At 63.1% G+C, this 14,419-nt stretch carries 14 protein-coding genes; 6 read left to right on the forward strand and 8 right to left on the reverse strand.

The window, feature by feature from the left end; all coding sequences use genetic code 11:
• Positions 1–61 precede the first annotated feature (61 nt).
• Complete coding sequence (locus AYX22_RS17195) at positions 62–1,729, reverse strand: ABC-F family ATP-binding cassette domain-containing protein (RefSeq protein ID WP_207594469.1); 1,668 nt, start codon at positions 1,727–1,729, stop codon at positions 62–64.
• Positions 1,730–1,932: 203 nt separating this feature from the next.
• Here AYX22_RS17195 and AYX22_RS17200 point away from each other — a divergent pair, with 203 nt between their 5' ends.
• Together AYX22_RS17200 and AYX22_RS17205 are read left to right on the forward strand one after the other, a co-directional pair.
• Positions 1,933–2,442 carry a histidine kinase gene (locus AYX22_RS17200; protein ID WP_207594470.1) on the forward strand — a complete coding sequence of 170 codons (510 nt, stop codon included), beginning with the start codon at positions 1,933–1,935 and terminating at the stop codon, positions 2,440–2,442.
• Positions 2,442–3,308, forward strand: coding sequence for a DUF4097 family beta strand repeat-containing protein (locus AYX22_RS17205; RefSeq protein ID WP_207594471.1), 867 nt, complete (start codon positions 2,442–2,444; stop codon positions 3,306–3,308). The genes AYX22_RS17200 and AYX22_RS17205 overlap by 1 nt, the downstream gene beginning before the upstream one ends.
• Position 3,309: 1 nt before the next feature.
• On the opposite strand, the gene AYX22_RS17210 is transcribed toward AYX22_RS17205, so the two are convergent.
• The 3 genes from AYX22_RS17210 to AYX22_RS17220 are packed head-to-tail and all read right to left on the reverse strand — an operon-like array spanning position 3,310 to position 5,852.
• On the reverse strand, positions 3,310–4,173 hold the full coding sequence (locus AYX22_RS17210) for a metal ABC transporter permease (RefSeq protein ID WP_242703381.1): 864 nt from the start codon (positions 4,171–4,173) through the stop codon (positions 3,310–3,312).
• 3 nt (positions 4,174–4,176) lie between these two features.
• Positions 4,177–4,911, reverse strand: coding sequence for a metal ABC transporter ATP-binding protein (locus AYX22_RS17215; protein WP_207594472.1), 735 nt, complete (start codon positions 4,909–4,911; stop codon positions 4,177–4,179).
• Entirely contained in the window at positions 4,908–5,852 is a 945-nt protein-coding gene (locus AYX22_RS17220; RefSeq protein ID WP_207594473.1) for a metal ABC transporter substrate-binding protein, read from the reverse strand. The genes AYX22_RS17215 and AYX22_RS17220 overlap by 4 nt, the downstream gene beginning before the upstream one ends.
• Positions 5,853–5,903: 51 nt before the next feature.
• Between AYX22_RS17220 and AYX22_RS17225 the strand changes: the two genes are divergently transcribed.
• Positions 5,904–6,632, forward strand: a complete 729-nt coding sequence (locus AYX22_RS17225) for a CPBP family intramembrane glutamic endopeptidase (protein WP_207594474.1) — start codon at positions 5,904–5,906, stop codon at positions 6,630–6,632.
• A 36-nt stretch (positions 6,633–6,668) separates the two neighbouring features.
• On the opposite strand, the gene AYX22_RS17230 is transcribed toward AYX22_RS17225, so the two are convergent.
• The 4 genes from AYX22_RS17230 to AYX22_RS17245 form a co-directional block, all read right to left on the reverse strand.
• Positions 6,669–8,411, reverse strand: a complete 1,743-nt coding sequence (locus AYX22_RS17230; protein WP_207594475.1) for a hypothetical protein — start codon at positions 8,409–8,411, stop codon at positions 6,669–6,671.
• Between the two features lie 9 nt (positions 8,412–8,420).
• A complete protein-coding gene (locus AYX22_RS17235; protein ID WP_207594476.1) occupies positions 8,421–9,311 on the reverse strand; it encodes a carbohydrate ABC transporter permease in 891 nt (296 codons plus the stop codon).
• 3 nt (positions 9,312–9,314) lie between these two features.
• Positions 9,315–10,259: a sugar ABC transporter permease gene (locus tag AYX22_RS17240; RefSeq protein ID WP_207594477.1), complete on the reverse strand. Its 945-nt coding sequence runs from the start codon at positions 10,257–10,259 to the stop codon at positions 9,315–9,317.
• A gap of 89 nt (positions 10,260–10,348) precedes the next feature.
• Positions 10,349–11,536, reverse strand: coding sequence for an extracellular solute-binding protein (locus tag AYX22_RS17245; protein WP_242703382.1), 1,188 nt, complete (start codon positions 11,534–11,536; stop codon positions 10,349–10,351).
• A 268-nt stretch (positions 11,537–11,804) separates the two neighbouring features.
• Here AYX22_RS17245 and AYX22_RS17250 point away from each other — a divergent pair, with 268 nt between their 5' ends.
• From AYX22_RS17250 to AYX22_RS17260, 3 genes are read left to right on the forward strand one after another with little or no spacing between them, the layout of a single operon-like run.
• Complete coding sequence (locus tag AYX22_RS17250) at positions 11,805–12,242, forward strand: VOC family protein (RefSeq protein WP_207594478.1); 438 nt, start codon at positions 11,805–11,807, stop codon at positions 12,240–12,242.
• A gap of 21 nt (positions 12,243–12,263) precedes the next feature.
• Positions 12,264–13,226: a 1,4-dihydroxy-2-naphthoyl-CoA synthase gene (locus tag AYX22_RS17255; protein ID WP_089596058.1), complete on the forward strand. Its 963-nt coding sequence runs from the start codon at positions 12,264–12,266 to the stop codon at positions 13,224–13,226.
• Between the two features lie 10 nt (positions 13,227–13,236).
• Positions 13,237–14,376 carry an AMP-binding protein gene (locus tag AYX22_RS17260; protein WP_207594479.1) on the forward strand — a complete coding sequence of 380 codons (1,140 nt, stop codon included), beginning with the start codon at positions 13,237–13,239 and terminating at the stop codon, positions 14,374–14,376.
• Positions 14,377–14,419 lie beyond the last annotated feature (43 nt).

Genomic DNA, 14,419 nt, shown 5'->3' on the forward strand with positions numbered 1-14,419 from the left:
ACGATCCCTTTGCCAACAACTCACCGCAGTGGAAACCGCGTGACGACCACCGCAACGTGCACTAGAGCAATTCGCCGCCCTGCATCCCGTACCGTACCCACGATCCTGCCGATGCGCTCCGCCCGGAGCCGTCAACGCGGGCGCAGTGATCGAACCACTCGCCCAAGGCGCGGTCGTGGCTCACGATCACCAGGGTCCCGGCAAATGAGGCCAACGCTGCCTCCAGTTGTTCCACCAATACTGGTGCCAAATGGTTGGTTGGCTCATCCACAATCATGATTTGGTAGCCGCCCAGGAGCAGCCGGGCCAGGGCGAGGCGGCGTTGCTGCCCCGCAGACAGGCCACCCACGGGCACGTGGAACTCGGCGGGCCGGAAGAGACCCAGGCGAAGCAAGCCTTCCGCGTGTTCATCGATGTTGCCACCCAGACCAGCGGCGAATGCCGGAAGCAAGCGCAGCCCCGGCCGCGTGGGAACGTCGAGCTCCTGCTGCAGGTAGCCCACCTTGCCGCGGACGCCCACCGACCCCGTGGCCGGTTCCAGGTTCCCCGTCAACACGGACAGCAACGTGGATTTACCGGCTCCGTTGGGCCCGGTGATGAGTACCTTCTGGCCGGTTTCAACCCTAAGATCGGTGGGTTGAAGCCTCCCGGGGACGCTGACGCCGTGGGCTTCCAGCGCAGGTTCGGACATCACGTCGGTCACAGAACCCAGCGGAGCTGCCAGTGTCAGCGGCACTGGTGGGCGGTCCACCGGATTCTCTTCGAGCCGGCGGAGCCGTTCCTGGGCGTTGCGGACCTTGCTGGTGACCGCGCTCTGCCAGGTTCCGGCCTTGAAATCGAAACCCATCTTGTCGTTGTCGCGCTTGCGTCCGTAACCCATACGGTCGGCCACCGTGGCAGCTTGGAGCCGTTCGGCAGCCATGGCGTCCAGCCATTGATCGTATTCCTGGACCCAACGGGCACGTTCGGCGGCTTTCTCGCGGAGGTAGCCTTCGTAGCCGTTCCCATAGCGGTTAACGGACCTGCGGTCGGCGTCCACTTCGATGATGGTGGTGGCGACTTTACGCAGCAGGACACGGTCGTGCGAGACCACCACTACCGTGCCGCGATGCGCAGCCAACCGGGACTCAAGCCAGGCGGTACCGTTCGCGTCCAAGTGATTGGTGGGCTCGTCCAGGAGCAACGCTTCGGCAGGATCGGCCAGCAAGCATGCCAGCGCCACCCGCTCCTGCTCGCCGCCGGACAAGGAACCAAGCGTTCGACGGCGGTCCAGGCCTCCCAGCCCCAGCTTGTCCAGCGCTGCTTCCACCCGGGATTCGGCAGCGTAGCCCTCGCGGAGTTGATACTCCGTTTGCAGGCTTCCGTAGAGTTCAAGTTCCTCGGTGTCTGCGTCGGCCAGGCCTGATTCGAGGTCCAGGATGCGGGTTTCAAGGGAACGCAGCGACGCCAAGGAAGAGTCGATGGCATCTCCTACGGTCACCGATTCAGAGAATCCATGGGTCTGGGCGAGGTAGCCCACGCGGTAGCCGGGGTTGCCGCTCAGGCCGGCCGCGCCGTCGTCGGGCGTTTCCACACCGGACAGCAGCCGCAGCAGCGTGGACTTCCCCGCGCCGTTTTCCCCGACGATCGCCACATGCTCGCCGTGGTGGATGACGAGATCAACGTTGTTGAGAAGTTCGCGATCCCCATAGCCGTGGGAAACGCCGGAAAGGTAAAGGTGGTCAGTCAAGAGGAATCCTCGCAAGTCCGCAGTGGGTGGCTAAAGCCGTGTGGGTACTGGGGATGCAGCCGCAGATAGGGGGCTGCGCTCAAGACTTCATCGCTCCAGCCTGCCCGGCGAACGTGGCGCCGTCAAGCCGGGGCACTTCGGGTGACGCCATGAGGGGACGGAAAACCCTTGGCATGACACCACAATGACGTCATAATGGTGTCATGCAGCTGAATCAGTACGTCACCGCGGTCCAGCACCAGCTGGAAACCGCAGCCGAAGCCGGCGGCCCGGAAGCACGGGCCTTGAGCGAACGCTTGACTGCCGCGCTTGAATCCACCGTGCGTCTGGTTCTGCTGGAGGCCCTTTCCGACGCAGCCAGTGAGATCACCCTGGAGCTTGCCCCCGGCTCGGTGGAGGTGAGGCTCCGCGGCCGCGACCCGGAACTCGTGGTCAACAATCCGCCCAACGGGGACTTCGAGGCAATGATCGAGCAATCAATCCTGGGAACCATGGCCCCGGAGGACTTCGACGGCACCAGCATCTCGCGCACCACGCTCCGGCTTCCGGATCAGCTCAAGCAACACGTTGAGGAGGCCGCCGTCAGGGATGGCGTGTCCGTGAACTCGTGGCTGGTCCGGGCCGTCGCCGAGGCGCTTCACGGCAGCCGCTCGGCCAACAAAGGCAGGCGCCGCGAAACCGGCGAACAGAACTTCACGGGATGGGCGCGCTGATGGCGACCTTTCAGACTCCCCGGCCGATCGCCGTCGTGGTGGACGTCTCCGTCCGCGGCGATATTCGGGTCATGGCCCGCGACCACCCCGAAACCGAGGTGACGGTCCAGCCCCGCAAGGCACAACGAAGCCTGGACGTCAGGATGGCTGAGCAAACCACCGTGGACTACTCGGATGGCCGCTTGCAGGTCAGGCTTCACCCCGCATTCCGCCACAGCTGGTTCAGCGACGGGGGTGCAGTGGAGATCACCGTGGAGGTTCCCCTGGGCAGCAGCCTGGAGTTGAAGACCGCCATGGGAGACCTCCGCTGCGAGGGCGAATTCAGCACCGCCGACCTGAAGACCGACTTGGGCCACATCCGCATCGACCATTGCGGCGAGCTCCGAGCCCACACCGACATGGGTGACGTCACCGTGGAACGCGCGGCAGGACGGTCCAGGATCAAGACCGGCTCGGGCAAAATCCGCGTCCGTCACATCGACGGGGCTGCCACCGTCAAGAACGGCAACGGCAACACCTACATCTCGCACGTTTCCGGCGAGCTCAGCATCAGCGCCGCCAACGGCGACGTCTCCTTGGAACGGGCAGGCCTCTCCACCACAGTCAAAACGTCCAACGGTGACATCACGGTAGGGGAAGTGGCCGCGGGCGCCCTCACGGTGCAGACGGCAGCGGGTGCGCTGTCCATCGGGGTGCGCCAAGGTACCGCGGCATGGCTTGACCTCAAGACCAAATATGGACGGGTACGCAACGCACTCGACGTCACCCATGGACCTGGCGAATCCACGGACACAGTGGAGATCCGTGCCCGCAACGCCTACGGCGACATCACAGTGACGCGTTCACCCGCAACAACGCACGCCTGACCTACACCGTAGCGAGAGCCCGCTTCCGACGAACTTTCGCCAGACGAGTCCCTATCAGCCCCTGCCGCGGACTGAAAAGATACACGAACGCGAACACCACGCCTTGGGTGAGCACCACCATGGCCCCCGATGCTGTGTCCAGGTAATAGCTGAGGTAGATGCCGGTCACGGAACACACCACGGAGATCACCGGTGCAATAACAAGCATCCGCGAGAACCGGTCCGTCAGCAGGTAGGCGGTGGCACCTGGGATGATCAGCATGGCGACCACCAACACCACGCCCACAGTTTGCAGGGCAACAACCGACGTCAGTGCCAGCAGACCCAACAACAGCGCGCCAAGCCTGCGGGGTAAGAGACCTATCGCGTGCGCATGCGTGGGATCGAAGGCGTACAGCGTGAGGTCGCGGCGTTTGAGGATCAGGATCGCAAAGGCCACCACGCCCAGCACCACCACTTGGATGAGGTCGGGGATACTGACGCCCAGCAGGTTGCCGAAGATGATGTGGTTCAGGTCGGTTTGGCTTGGAGTCACCGAGATCAGGACCAGTCCCAGGGCAAACAGCGAAGTGAACACGATGCCGATCGCGGCGTCTTCCTTCACCCGGCTCGTGTTGCGGACCACCCCGATCAACGTCACCGCGATCAGCGCGAACACCAACGCACCCACCGCGAACGGCGCACCGACGATGTAGGCCAGGACGACGCCGGGAAGCACCGCGTGCGAGACGGCGTCGCCCATGAGGGACCAGCCGATCAGGACGAGCCAGCAACTCAGCACCGCACAGACCACCGCAGCGATGGCCGTGGTTGCGAGCGCCCGCACCATGAAATCGTAGCTCAGGGGTTCCAGGAGGAATTCCACGGTTCAGCCCCTGTTCATGACGTCGAGGCCGAAGGCCATGGCCAGGTTCTCGGGCTGGAGCACGGTGTCCGGACTTCCGTGCATGAGCACCTTGCGCATCAGCAGCACGGCTTCGTCGCAGAGCTGGGGCAAGGCGTGGAGGTCGTGGGTGGAAATCAGGATGGTGGCGCCGTCTTCCGCCAACTCACGGAGGAGCCGGGTGATGGTGGCCTCGGACCGTTTGTCCACGCCCGCGAATGGCTCATCCAGCAGCATCATGGTGGCGCCCTGCGCGATGCCACGGGCCACGAAGGCCCTCTTCTTCTGTCCTCCGGACAGCTGACCGATCTGCCTGTCGGCGAACTCGCTCAGCTCCACCCGTTCCAAGGCGTGCTCGACGGCGTCCCGGTCGGCTTTGCGGGGCCGGCGCGTGAATCCCAAGTGCCCGTAGCGGCCCATCATCACCACGTCCCGGACGGACAGGGGAAAGGCCCAGTCCACGTCTTCGCTTTGGGGGACGTAGCCGATCCCGGCGTCCTTACGCATCTTCGCGGGTGGCTCTCCGTTGATGAGTACCCGGCCGGAATCGGGTTTCACCATGCCCATGATGACTTTGAACAGGGTGGATTTGCCCGAGCCATTCATCCCTACCAGGCCGCAGATCCGGGAATGCTCCAGGGTCAGGGACGCAGAGTCCAGGGCCAGGACCTCACCATAGTGGACCGTGACGTTCTCTACAGCGATTGCGGGGGTGCTCATGACGTTCCTCCTGTGAGTGCCGTGGTGATGACTTTGGCGTCGTGGCGGATGAGGTCAAGGTAGGTAGGAACCGGTCCGTCAGCTTCGGACAGGGAATCGACGTAGAGCACCCCACCGAACTTGGCATCAGTTGCACCCACCACCTGCTGCATGGGGGCGTCCGACACCGTGGATTCACAGAAAACGGCAGGTACCTGGTTTTCCTTCACGAACTCGATGGCCCGGGTGATCTGCTGCGGTGTGGCCTGCTGCTCTGCGTTGACTGCCCAGATATAGACCTCTTTGAGGCCGGCGTCGCGGGCCAGGTAGGAGAAGGCGCCTTCGCAGGTGACCAAGGCCCTCTGCTTCTCCGAGAGAACGGAAAGCTTGGACACCATCTCGTCCTGCACGCCCTGCAACTGGGCGTTGTAGGCCTTGGCATTGGCTTCGAACTCTGAAGCATGGGATGGATCCAGCTTCGCAAAGGCCTTGGCCATGTTGTTGGCGTAGATCTGGACGTTCTTGGGCGACATCCAGGCGTGCGGGTTGGGTTTGCCCTGATAGGAGTCCTCGGCGATGGGCATGACCTCGACGCCGTCGCTCACCACAGCGTGCGGCACGTCCAGGTCTTCCACGAACTGGGCAAACCAGGCTTCGAGGTTGAGCCCGTTGTCCAGGATAAGGTCCGCTTGGGCTGCTTTGCGGATGTCGCCGGGCGTGGGCTCGTAGCCGTGGATTTCGGCCCCGGCTTTGGTGATGGACTCGACCCGGAGTTTATCCCCGGCCACGTTCTTGGCGACGTCGGCCAATACAGTGAATGTTGTCAGCACCACGGGTTTGTCATCACCTCCCGCGGAGGAATTCCCGCCACAGGCGGAGATCCCCAAGGCGAGGGCGATGACGGTCAGGGCAGCAGCGAAACGGCGGACATCTTTGGCGCGCCGAAACGAAAAGTTAGGCATACCGAAAAGTGTAGCCAAGCAAGGGCCACCCGGCAAAGCTAGGCTGGTCACATGGGCACTCTTTCCACCAAGGCATCTTTGTACAGATTCACTGCCCTTGACGCCGCCGCAGTGGCCGCCTACCTCACCTTTACCGCCTACTTCACGTTCGCGGGTGAATCCGTGGAACGGCTGATGCTGCAGCTCTTTCCCGAGCCAGCCACCGCATCCTACGCCGTCAATGCGGTCTTCTATGCCGGTGTCGGAATATTCGCGGTGGCCTCGGCCTGGCGGGTGATGGGCAGGGACCTCAAGATCCTTGGCACCCGCCCATGGTTCACCCTGGGCATGGTCCCCTTGGCGATCGTGGTGATGCTCATTCTCACGGCGCTGCTGGTGGCGGCCTTCGGCACAGCACAAAGCTCAGAGAACCAACTGGGCATCCAAGGTCTCCTGCAGCAGGTGCCCGCATGGCTCATGGTGCCCCTGCTGGTGCTGCTGGGCCCGTTTGTTGAAGAGTATCTGTTCCGGCATTTGCTGATCGGCAAATTGTCGCGGTACCTGAACATCTGGATCTGCTGCGTGATCTCCGTGGTGGTCTTTGCCTCCATTCACGTAGTGGGCCGCGAAGGACTGGTGCTGTCCGCGTTGGCACCGTATCTGGGCATGGCCGTGGTCCTCGTAGCGGTTTATGTCTGGACGGGAAAGAACCTGATGTTCTCCTATTTTGTCCACGCCGCCAAGAACCTCATGGCCGTTGTCCTGATCTACGCCATCCCGTCCGAGCTGCTTCCAAGCTAGAAGCTGGCCCGCCCAACTAAAACGGGCCTGCCCCAGCTACGACACGCTCTTCCCCGTCAGCACCACCCGGTGGCTGCCTGAGGTCCGTCCTGTGATGTAGACCTTCACGCCGTAGCTGGCGTTCGAGCCTCCTGGATATCGGTAAGCCTCCCCCGGGTTGTACACAGGCGGGCTGTCCGGGTCTGCTGCGTTGCCGGGGCCAAATTCGATCACGTCATTCCCCACGCGGTAGGCACCCGTCCCAGAGGTCAGTTGGAAGGTCCCGGACCCAGTACCGGCCTCCTCCACCCCGCTGAGCTGCCCACCCGCACGGAAGGTCAGCTCCAGGGCGTACGAGGTTTCGGCACCGTCGAAGTCCAGCTCCAGTACCACCGTTCCGTCCGCAGCATTCGGTGTGACCGTGATGGACGTTGCCAAGCGGTGCTCCACGGTGGGCCGGTTGTCGAAGTCCATGGAGGCGCTGAAGCGTCCTTCGTGGACCAAAGGATAGATGCCGTCGGAACGCTGCACATCCACCGGCAGCGGAAGGTAGAAGTTGGCGCTCAGCTCATCGCGGAGGCGGACCGCGGGACCATCAACGGCGGCGCTCCGGCTGCGGAACGGCCCCAGGTCGAAGAAGCTCCGCGAGAGCCGCACATCCGTCAGGACCGCCTCGCCGTGACTGAAGCGCAGGAAGGTGGGATTGGTGGCAAGTCCGGAGCTGATGCCGGCCGAGACGTCGTCACACCCGCCAAAGACCGTGGCCACGCTCCGGCCACCGCGGAATCGATGGATTCCACAGCTGACCAAGCCGGCATGCCCGGGAGCCATCGCTGCCGGCAGGCTTTCCCACGCCTCCACGGCCGGAAGCTTGGCGGCCAACCACGCATCCAGCCGAACCCTGGCCAGAGCCTTGGCCGGTTCCAGCAGCTGGAATTGCTCTAACCAGGCCGCAGCAGCTGCAAAGTCGCCGTTCCGGTCCTGATTGGCCAACCGGCGGTACAGCAGCTGGAAAGCTTCGCCGTCGAATTTGATCCATTGGTCCTGCCTGCGCGAGAACAGGGACTCAGCACTGCCATCGCTGCCGAACCACGGCAGGAACGCCGTCAGGTTGGCCCGGACATGGTCAAGGAGTTCGGGCCGGCCGGCATGGTCGGCGATCGCCAGCAGGGACGGATTGGTCACTGCGGTGGCATAGAGGGGGCTCCTTTCGGAGTACATTCCATCCGGCAGTTGGTCGATCCCCTCGGCAAGCCACTGGCCGATGCGCTGCTGGATGTCCGGACGCGGATTGCCCTCCGTTTCGTGCAGTGCGTGAAGACGGGCCAGCGCGGCACACAGCTCCCAACGATGGTTGGGGGTGTGAACGCCGCCGCTGACCAGGGCGTCAGTGATACGCCCGACGACGGCGCGAAGCCGGCTTACGGTCCCGGCCAAGCCATCTTTCGGGGACCCCAGGATGTCCAAGGCCATGCAGGCGTCATTAATGGTGAAGGCAGAGTCCGGCGGCGAACTGAGGTTGGTGCCGTCGAACAAACCGGTCGGCCCTTGCAGGTACTCCAGCCTGGCCACACAGTCCGCCATGAGCCCGGGCAGCCTGGACGAACCGACGTGAACGGATCCGGGTTGGGTGTAGACGGTGGCCAAAGCCAGCAACCTGCCCATAGCGGGGCGGTGCGCCAAAGCCGCCACGCCGCCGTCGGACTCTTCCAGGAGCGTGTCCACTTGGCGGTCGGCCGCCTCGATCAGTTTGTCGAGGAACGCTGTATCCACCGCAACTGACGCTGTTTGGTGATTCACTCCGGGCCCCTAGTCCTTCAGTCCTGCGCTGACGTCAGCGTTGAGTACGTATTTCTGGAAGACCGCGAACACCAACACCAGCGGGAGGATGGAGATCACGGAAGCGCCCAGCAGCACGGGCCAGTCGATGTTTTCCGCGCCCACAATGCTGCGAAGTGCCACCTGCAGGGTGTACCACTTGGGGTCGTTCAGCACGATCAGTGGCCAGATGTAGTCGTTCCAACGCCACTGGAAAGAGAAAATGGCCAGCGTGAACAGGATGGGCTTGGACAGCGGGAGCATGATCCGGAAGAAGATGGCCAGTTCGCTGGCGCCATCGATCCTGGCCGAATGCAGGAGGTCGTCCGGGACCGTCAGGAAGAACTGACGGAACATAAACACACCTGTGGCTGTCAGCACGGAGGGCACAATGATGCCCGCCAGGGAGTTATACAGGCCAAGGTCACGGATCACCGAGAACGTGGGGTTCAGGATCACTTCGGTGGGCAGCATGGTGGTAGCCAGGATGCACACGAAGAACAATCGTGTTCCCTTGTTGTTGTACTTGGCCAGCGCATAACCAGTGCACGCGCTGAAGAACACCGTGAGGACTGTGGTGACCAGCGAAACCGTGGCCGTGTTCAGGAAGTACTGAGCAAAATCCACCCGCTCCCAGGCATCCACAAACCCCTGGAACGTCCACTCCCGCGGAATCATGGACAGCGGATAGCTGAAAAGTTCACTCCCGGGCTTGAACGAGCTCAGGAGGAACCACAGCAACGGCAGCGCGTAGATGGCCACGATGACCCAGAGCACGGCCGTCAGCGGAGCGGACAGGTTCTTCCGCCTGGCACGGGCCTCACGGGTCTTGTCCGCGGGTTTGGCCCCTGCAGCAGGAGGCAGTTTGGTAGCTGTTGCCATGGTTCAGCCCTTCTTCTTGTTGAAGCGCAGCTGGATGAGCGCTATAGCCAACAGGACCACCATCAGCACCATGGAGGCGGCGCTCGCGTAGCCCACCTTGGATTGTTCGAAGCCGGTCTTGTAGATGTACTGGACGATCAACGTGTTCTCTGTTCCCGGTCCGCCGTTGGTGAGCGCCTGAATCATGGCGAACTCCTTCATCGCATGGATGGTGGAGAGCAGGATGACCATGAACGACGTCGGCGCGATGCCGGGCAGGATCACATGCCGGAACCGTTGCCAGGCGTTGGCGCCATCCAGTTCGGCCGCCTCCAGGAGTGCCTCAGGGATGTTCTTCAGCGCCGCGATGAACAGCAGCATGTTGAAGGCCGTACCGCCCCAGGCCGAGGCGAAAATGACCACCATCAACGCAAGGTTGCCGTTGCTGGACCACGGCACCGGGCCGCCACCCAACGTGGTGATGACGAAGTTGACGAAGCCGAAGTCCTGGCCGAACATCCATTTCCAGATGACGCCCACCACGATCGGCGAGATCAACCACGGCAGGAAAATGATCACCTTGGCCGCTGTACGCCCCCGCGTGGCTTTGCTGACCAGCAGCGAGGCGATACCCAGGGATGAGACGTATACCAACGGCACCGAAAGAACCGTGTACAGGAACGTCCGGGTCAGCGCCGCGTAGAAGGTGCTGTCAGCGAAGAGCTTTTGGAAGTTCGCCAGGCCGATGAAGTTCAGCTTGCCCACACCGCGGTAATCCGTGAACGAATAGATCAGCCCCAGGGCGCCTGGCCACACAAAGAACACCAGGAACAACACCACGTTGACGCCGATGAGGATCAGTGGCGCGATGACATAGCGGTTGCGCCGCCGTTGCTGGGACTTGCTGCGCACGGCCGGTGAGCCGGGCTGTTCCGGCCGCACCGCCGGGCTGAGCGTTGAATTGGCCATGGCCTAGGCGCCGTTGTAGAGCTTCACGATGTTCTCCACCGTGGTCTTGGCATCCTGGCTGCCGCCCAACATCTTCACGGTTTCCTCCCTCAAGGGTCCCCGGAGAAGGGGGTCTCGGCATAGGCCTCGGCCACGACACGTTTGATGGCGTTATCGCCCTTGGCCTGGTTCCCGGCAATCTGCTGCTGGTAGAGCTCAAAGGAGGCCTGCTGGTACGGATACTCCACCTTGAGGCTTTCCTTGACCGGCAGGTAGCCGCCGAGCTTGGCGAACTCGGTGTAGTTGGCGTCGTCGTAGAACCAGTCGATGAACTTTTTGGCTTCTTCGTCCGCGCCCGTGTCCTTGAAGGCCACCATGAAGCCGCCACCGAGGTTGGTGGCGTTGACTTCCTTCTTGGGCAGCGGCACGGACAGCCACTCAAAGTCCTTGATGTTCTTATTGAAGTCGGCCACCTGCCAGCTGCCGGAGTAGTAGGCAGCTACCTGCCCGCTCTTGAACATGGCGTTGCCGTCTTCGCCGCTGAGCCACACTGATTTGGGCATCGTGGCGTCATCGTTAATTTTCTGGAAGTACTCCAGGGTCTCTACGGCCTTGTCATCCGCGGCGTACTTATCGCCGTTCTTCGCAAAGGCGTCGCTGCCGAACTCGTACATCATGGCGCGCAGGCGGTGGCCTGAACGGTCCATCACCATGCCGTACTTGGCACCGGCCTTCTCGCGGACCTGGTTCACGGCTGCTACGAACTCGTCCCAGGTCCAGCTGTTTCCGATAGCGGTGGGGTAGGCCACTCCGGCTTTGTCGAAGAGGCTCTTGTTCACAAACAAGCCCACTGCGGTGAGGTCTGACGGGATGGCCGGGAGCGTTCCGTCAGGGGCCGTCTGCAGGAACTTCCCATCGATGTTCCGCGCCTTGGCGATGTCGCTGAGATCCTGGAGTTGGTTGACCCAAAGGGGGTCCAGGCCCGTCACCCGCGCCAGCGCCGGAAGGTCATTGGCCGTTGCCGCATTCTTGAGCTTGGTAGTGATGTCCGCGGTGGGGACGTCCACTACCTCGATGGTGATGCCGGTGGCTTCCTTGTATTTCGCGGCGGCCGCGGCGAAAGCGCCGCCCTGGTTGGTGTCCCCGGAAAGGACCAACTGGAGGGTCTTGGCGCCACTCTCAGCGGAGGTGCCGCCACCACTACAGGCAGAAAGTCCGACGGCAAGGGCGGAGAGGCCAAATGCCGTCATTCCGAATTGCCGGCGGCTGATGCTGGAGATGCGTGTCTGCTCTGACAATGCTTCTGTCCTTTTCTCACGGGGCTGCCAGTCCACGGAGGCCTGGCTGCGGAAGTAGGACGTGGCGCGGGGGCCACGCTGCCTTGGTAGGAAAAGCCTTTCCTGCACCCACTGTGATCTATGTCATGACAATATGTCAAGAAAACGTATGCACATCTCCAACGTTGGAGATGACCACTAGGCCGTGACTGCCGACCATTTGGAACCCGGACCAAACATGACCGCAAAGGCCTACCAGCTACCCGGCGTCGGGAATAGCGTGGAGACCATGACATTGAACATCCAGGTAGTAGTCGATTGCCAGAAGCCGCATGACCTCGCCGACTGGTGGGCCGAGACCCTCGAGTGGAGCGTGGAACCACAGGACGAGGCGTTCATCCGATCGATGATCGAGCAGGGCTACGCCAACGAGGACCAGACCATCACGCACAACGGCAAGCTGGTCTGGGCCGAAGGCTGCGCGATCGTGCCTGCCGAGGACACGGACCCCAAGACCGGCCGGCGCATCCTGTTCCAGACCGATGCCACCCAAAAGACCGTCAAGAACCGCGTGCACTGGGATGTCCGCCTGGACGGCCGGGACAAGGATGCGGTGCGGAAACAATTGGAGGCCCGCGGAGCAAAACACCTCTGGACCGCCAGCCAGGGACCCCACGAGTGGCACACCATGGCCGACCCCGAGGGCAACGAGTTCTGCATCAGCTAAGGCCATTACTAGACTCGGACTGTGAACAACCAACTCCCTGCCAAGGTTTCCGACGTCTTTGACCCCTCACGCTGGCGCACTGTTTCCGGCTTTGATGACTTCAAGGACATGACCTACCACCGGCAGGTGGAGCGTTCCGCGGACGGCACAGTCAAGGACCTTCCCACGGTCCGGATCGCGTTCAACCGCCCCGAAGTCCGCAACGCCTTCCGGCCGGGAACGGTGGACGAGCTTTACCGTGCCATGGATCACGCGCGCATGACCCCTGACGTCGCCACGGTGCTGCTCACTGGCAACGGTCCATCGGAAAAGGACGGCGGGCACTCGTTCTGCTCGGGTGGGGACCAAAGGATCCGTGGGCGGGACGGCTACAGATACCAGGTAGAAGGCGCTGCCGGTGATTCCGCTGAATTTATCGACCCCGCCCGTGCCGGCCGGCTCCACATTTTGGAAGTACAGCGACTCATGCGGACCATGCCCAAGGTGGTCATCGCCGTCGTGAATGGATGGGCGGCGGGCGGCGGCCACTCACTGCACGTGGTCAGCGACCTCACCATCGCTTCCCGCGAGCACGGCAAGTTCAAGCAGACGGACGCCACAGTGGGAAGTTTCGACGCCGGATACGGCTCTGCGCTGCTGGCCCGCCAGATCGGGCAGAAAGCGGCGCGCGAGATCTTCTTCCTTGCCCGCGAATATTCGGCCGACGACATGGTTCGCATGGGTGCGGTCAATGAGGCGGTGGACCACGCCCGCCTGGAGGAAGTAGCCCTGGAGTACGCCGCGGACATCGCCCGCCAGTCCCCGCAGGCCATCCGCATGCTCAAATTTGCGTTCAACCTGGCCGATGACGGCCTGGCAGGACAGCAGGTTTTCGCCGGCGAAGCCACCCGCCTCGCCTACATGACGGACGAGGCCGTGGAGGGGAAGGAAGCGTTCCTCCAGAAACGCGACCCCGACTGGTCCAGCTTCCCCTACTACTTCTAGGACTCACCCTGTGGACATCGATCCCGTTCTCAAAGCACTGATGGCTGCCCTCCATGGCGAGGGTCCCGCCGTCGAAATCGTCACTGGCGACCACGGCGAGCCGCAGGCGATCCCGGTGGAGACCGGCGTCGAGGATGCCGCGGTGGTGGTCCGCACTTCCGGTTCCACGGGCACGCCCAAGGCAACCGTCCTGACCATCGACGCCCTCGCGGCCTCGTCCGTGTCCACTGCCATGGCCCTGCGCGGTGAGGGCCAGTGGTTGCTCGCGCTCCCGCTGCAGTATGTGGCCGGAGTGCAGGTCCTGGTCCGGTCGCTGTACGCAGGCACCCGGCCGTGGGTCATGGACTTGTCTGACGGCTTCACGCCCGAGGCCTTCACCGCGGCGGCCGAGGAACTCACGGACAAGATCCGCTTCACCTCACTGGTTCCCACGCAGCTGCAGCGGCTCCTGGACTCCCCCGCGCCCGAAACCCTGGCCGTGCTGCGCCGCTTCAACGCGATCCTGCTGGGTGGCGCTCCGGCGTCACCGGATCTCCTTGCCTCCGCCCATGCGGAGGGGCTCAAGGTGGTCACCACCTACGGCTCAGCCGAGACCTGCGGCGGGTGCGTGTACGACGGCCAGCCGCTGGACGGCGTCGAGGTCCGCATTGGCGAGGGCGGGCTGGAAGGCCGCATCCTGCTCGGTGGCGACACCGTGGCCGCCGGCTACCTTGACGCCGCCCGCGCGTCGAAGGCTGCCTTCTTTGAGGAGGAAGGCGTTCGCTGGTACGTCACTGGCGATCTCGGCGAATTGGACGACGACGGCAAGCTCACCGTCCTGGGCCGGGCGGACGATGTCATCATCACCGGCGGCGTCAAAGCCTCCGCCGCCTACATTCAGGGCGAGCTGGAAAAGCTCGACGGCGTCACAGCGGCTTTCGTCACCGGTGTCCCGTCGCGCGAGTGGGGCCAAGCCGTGGCAGCTTTCGTAGCAGTGACCGATCCCAGCCCCGAAGGCATCAAGGGCTTCACGTCCCGGCGCGAGGCTGCGCTGGGAGTCCTGGCTCCGAAAACAGTGTTCGCTGACAAGGAACTGCCCATGCTGCCCAACGGGAAACCGGACCGACTGGCCATGATTGAACGGCTTTCCGAACTGCATCAGGGACAATAGACACGTTCTTCCTCCCGAAACTGACTCAAGATCAACCGCGAAA

The sequence above is a fragment of the Arthrobacter sp. D5-1 genome (genome assembly GCF_017357425.1).
GTDB lineage: Bacteria > Actinomycetota > Actinomycetes > Actinomycetales > Micrococcaceae > Arthrobacter.

Bases quoted from the DNA above. Each gene is read 5' to 3' on its own strand.
- AYX22_RS17200 (WP_207594470.1), top strand. From the start codon at position 1,933: ATGCAGCTGAATCAGTACGTCACCGCGGTCCAGCACCAGCTGGAAACC.
- AYX22_RS17205 (WP_207594471.1), top strand. From the start codon at position 2,442: ATGGCGACCTTTCAGACTCCCCGGCCGATCGCCGTCGTGGTGGACGTC.
- AYX22_RS17215 (WP_207594472.1), bottom strand. From the start codon at position 4,911: ATGAGCACCCCCGCAATCGCTGTAGAGAACGTCACGGTCCACTATGGT.
- AYX22_RS17220 (WP_207594473.1), bottom strand. From the start codon at position 5,852: ATGCCTAACTTTTCGTTTCGGCGCGCCAAAGATGTCCGCCGTTTCGCT.
- AYX22_RS17225 (WP_207594474.1), top strand. From the start codon at position 5,904: ATGGGCACTCTTTCCACCAAGGCATCTTTGTACAGATTCACTGCCCTT.
- AYX22_RS17235 (WP_207594476.1), bottom strand. From the start codon at position 9,311: ATGGCAACAGCTACCAAACTGCCTCCTGCTGCAGGGGCCAAACCCGCG.
- AYX22_RS17240 (WP_207594477.1), bottom strand. From the start codon at position 10,259: ATGGCCAATTCAACGCTCAGCCCGGCGGTGCGGCCGGAACAGCCCGGC.
- AYX22_RS17250 (WP_207594478.1), top strand. From the start codon at position 11,805: ATGACATTGAACATCCAGGTAGTAGTCGATTGCCAGAAGCCGCATGAC.